The sequence below is a fragment of the Rhizorhabdus sp. genome, assembly GCF_018006725.1.
GTDB lineage: Bacteria > Pseudomonadota > Alphaproteobacteria > Sphingomonadales > Sphingomonadaceae > Rhizorhabdus.
The window spans coordinates 1-3,726 of the sequence record NZ_JAGMXV010000369.1 but is presented as its reverse complement, the minus strand read 5'-3'; the positions used below and the strand labels follow the sequence as shown (position 1 = coordinate 3,726).

Genomic DNA, 3,726 nt, shown 5'->3' with positions numbered 1-3,726 from the left:
GCCATGGACGATGCGGTGTCCGATGGCTGCGATCTCATAGCCTTCAAGTGGATGCTGCATCGCCCAGGAAAAAAGATCGGCCAGCAAGTCGGCGTGGGTAAGGCCTGCGCCATCCGGCCAGGTGCGATCGAGCAGGATCGTACCGTCCGTCCTTCGGGCCTTCAGCGCTGGCACTATCCCGATTTTCTCGATCTTTCCGCCGGCCGCGAGTTGGAGGCTGCCTCCCGGCTCCATGGCGAAGAGAGAGAATTTGATGCTCGACGAGCCGGAATTGAGGCTGACGACCGCCTTCATGCACTCTTGCCCCCGGGCAATCCAGGGGCTGCCGGCGTCACGGCGCGCGCCATCAGCACCGCCACTGCGCAGGACGCGAGACGCGTGCGCAGGCTGTCGGCACGGCTCGTCAGGATGATCGGCACGCGCGCGCCAAGCACGATACCGGCCGCGTCGGCGCCGCCCAGGAATGTGAGCTGCTTGGCCAGCATGTTCCCGGCTTCGAGGTTGGGCACGACCAGAATTTCCGCATGGCCCGCAACTTCGGAAACGATACCCTTTTCCCTGGCCGCGGCCTCGCTGACCGCATTGTCGAAGGCGAGGGGTCCATCGAGAATGCCGCCGCTGATCTGCCCGCGATCCGCCATCTTGCAGAGCGCCGCCGCATCCAGCGTCGAAGGCATTGCCGGGTTGACGGTTTCGACCGCAGCGAGGATCGCGACTTTGGGCGCCTCCATGCCGATCACATGCGCGAGATCGATGGCGTTGCGGATGATGTCGGCCTTTTCCTCGAGGGAGGGGGCGATGTTGATAGCGGCATCGGTAATGATGAGCGGTGTCGGCCGGCCAGGCACGTCCATGACATAGGCATGGCTGATCCGTCGTTCGGTGCGAAGGCCTGTAGCGGAAGAGACTACCGCGCCCATCAGTTCATCCGTGTGCAGTGATCCCTTCATGACGAGCTGCGCTTCGCCCGTGCGCACCAGTTCCACCGCCTTGGCCGCTGCGGCATGACTGTGCGCCACCGGCACGATCCGGAAACCGTCGATCGCGCGCGAGGCCGCAGTGGCTGCGGCCTTGATCTTCGCATCGGGCCCGATGAGGATCGGGGCGATCAATCCGGCTTGCGCCGCATCGAGCGCCGCAGTGATGGCGGCTTCGCTGCAAGGATGCACGATCGCCGTCGGGACCGGATCGCTACCACCGGCAAGCTCCATCAGCCGGCGATATTTGTCATGATCGTTGAGGCGAACGTCCGGCAGCTCCGCGCGCGGGCGCAGCACCTTTTCGCCGGGCGCGATCACCTGGGCCTGGCCAGTGATGACATCCTCGCCATGCTGGTTGGCGCAGCGGCAGTCGAGGATCAGGATTTTCTTCTCCGCACGCTTCTCGACGACGGTGACCGAGGCGGTGATCGTGTCGCCCGGTGCGACGGGGCGGCGGAAGCGCAACGACTGGTCCAGATAGATGGTGCCAGGACCGGGTAGTTGCGTTCCGAGGACGGCGGAGATGAGGCCGCCGCCCCACATGCCGTGGGCAATGACGTGGCGGAACATGTCGGTCGCGGCATATTGCGCGTCGAGGTGAGCCGGATTGACGTCGCCAGACACCAGGGCGAAAAGCTGAATGTCTTCCGGCTCGAGCGTTCGTGTGACCGATGCGGTGTCGCCAACTTCGATTTCATCGAAGGTGCGGTTTTCGATCATCGCTGGACCGGCCATCGCTCAACGCTCCTTCACATAGTGGCCAGGTGCCGGATAGAGCGCGGGATATCCCTTGTCGGGCGATCCCATCGGGGGAGGCGGGACGGGCTCGCTCGAATGGTCGACCAGCCATTCGCCCCAGGCGGTCCACCAGCTTCCCTCATGCGGCTCGGCGCGCGTAAGCCATTCCTCCGCGTCGAGCACGGGGCCGTCTTCCACACGATCGAGCACGCTGTAGCGACGCCCCCTGTGGCCCGGCTCCGATACAATGCCGGCATTGTGACCGCCGCTTGTCAGCACGAAGCGGATGGAGGCCGGGGAGAGCATGTGGATCTTGTGGACCGACTTCCACGGCGCGACATGGTCGCGTTCGGTTCCTACGATGAACATCGGTTTGCGCAGCGCCGACAGGGAAATAGCCCGGCCGTCGACCTTGTATTTGCCTTCGGCCAGATCATCATCGAGAAACAGACGGCGCAGATACTGGCTGTGCATGGCATAAGGCATGCGCGTGCCGTCGGCGTTCCACGCCATGAGATCGTTCATGGGCGCACGCTCGCCCATCAGATATTCGGTGAGGATCCGCGACCAGACGAGATCGTTCGAACGCAGAATCTCGAACGCACCGCCCATCTGGCTGCTGTCGAGATAGCCCCGGCTCCACATCATGTTCTCGAGCAGATTGAGCTGGGACTCATCGATGAAAAGGCCAAGTTCTCCGGGTTCGCTGAACTCGGTCTGGGCCGCGAGCAGGGTGACGCTCGCCAGCCTGTCGTCGCCATCGCGCGCCATTGCGGCTGCGGCGATGGACAGCAATGTGCCCCCGAGACAATAACCCAGCGCGTGGATATGCGCGTCGCCGCAGATCGCGTGGATGGCATCGATCGCTGCCATCGCACCCAGCCGTCGATAGGCGTCCATGTCGAGGTTGCGGTCGGCGCTGCCCGGATTGTGCCAGGAGATGGCGAAGACCGTGTAACCCTGGCCCACCAGCCAGCGGACCAGCGAATTGTCCGGCGAAAGATCGAGAATATAATATTTCATGATCCAGGCGGGCACGATCAGCACCGGCTCCGGATGGACCATCCCGCTCGTCGGTTCATACTGGATCAGTTCGATCAGTTCGTTGCGATAGACGACCTTTCCTGGCGTCGCGGCAACAGTCTCGCCAACCGGGAACGCCTCAACTCCCGCCGGTGATTCCCCTCGTGCAAGGCGGCTCATGTCCTCGAAAAGATGCTCGATGCCGTCGATGAGGCAGCGCCCGCCTGTTTCGACGATCCGCTTCTGGAGCACGGGATTCGCCGCGATAATGTTCGTCGGCGCGACGATGTCGAGGATTTGGCGGGCCGCGAACGCAACCATGTCTTCATGATGACGGTCCACGCCCTTTATGCCCGTCGTGGCGGCGTGCCACCATTGCTGGGTCAGCAGAAATGCCTGCACGAGAAGATCATAGGGCTGTTCCCGCCAGGCAGGGTCGTCGAAGCGGCGGTCCTGGGGCAGCGGCTCGATTGCGGGAAGGGTGTCGGGATCGCCGGCGCGCCGGGCTGCATAATCAGCCAGTCGCATATATTTGCGACCCAGCTTGGTAGCCAGTTGCAACTGCCTGCCCGGAGAGATGGCGAGATGGAGCGCCCAGTCCGACCATGCCTGAACAAGCGTTGCGGGAGACAGGCCATGCGTTGCCTGAGCCACCATCGCAGCCGCTGCGTGATCGAGCGTCTCGGCGAGGCCGTCGAGGGGGTCGGTTTGGTGTTCATCGATCGACATGCTCAATCTCCTGCGGCGGCAGAGCGGCAACGCCTGCGAGCAGGCGAGTCCCTCTGCTGTGTTTCTTTGCGCAGGCGCTCGGCAGCCTGCAGAAAGGTTAAGAACCTCCCCTTTGAGGTTCACCGCGGCGGAGCGCATGGCTCGCCGTGGAGCAAAGTCTCGACGATGGTCTCTGCGATGAGAATTCGGGCGGCGTCCTCAGGGATCTCGGGAGCAAGCGATCGCAGGACAGTAGGAAAGCTGGCGGGTTGATTGG

2 protein-coding genes and 1 pseudogene are annotated in these 3,726 nt (G+C 63.5%); all 3 read right to left on the bottom strand.

Translation table 11 applies throughout. The features are described from left to right. Positions 1-294 (bottom strand): annotated as a pseudogene (locus KAY22_RS26170) (acetate kinase); the annotation flags it as partial. Then, complete coding sequence (locus KAY22_RS26165) at positions 291-1,715, bottom strand: bifunctional enoyl-CoA hydratase/phosphate acetyltransferase (RefSeq protein ID WP_004207061.1); 1,425 nt, start codon at positions 1,713-1,715, stop codon at positions 291-293. The gene KAY22_RS26165 and the pseudogene KAY22_RS26170, both read right to left, overlap by 4 nt. Before the next feature lie 3 nt (positions 1,716-1,718). After that, complete coding sequence (locus KAY22_RS26160; protein WP_004207062.1) at positions 1,719-3,470, bottom strand: alpha/beta fold hydrolase; 1,752 nt, start codon at positions 3,468-3,470, stop codon at positions 1,719-1,721. Between the last annotated feature and the right edge of the window lie 256 nt (positions 3,471-3,726).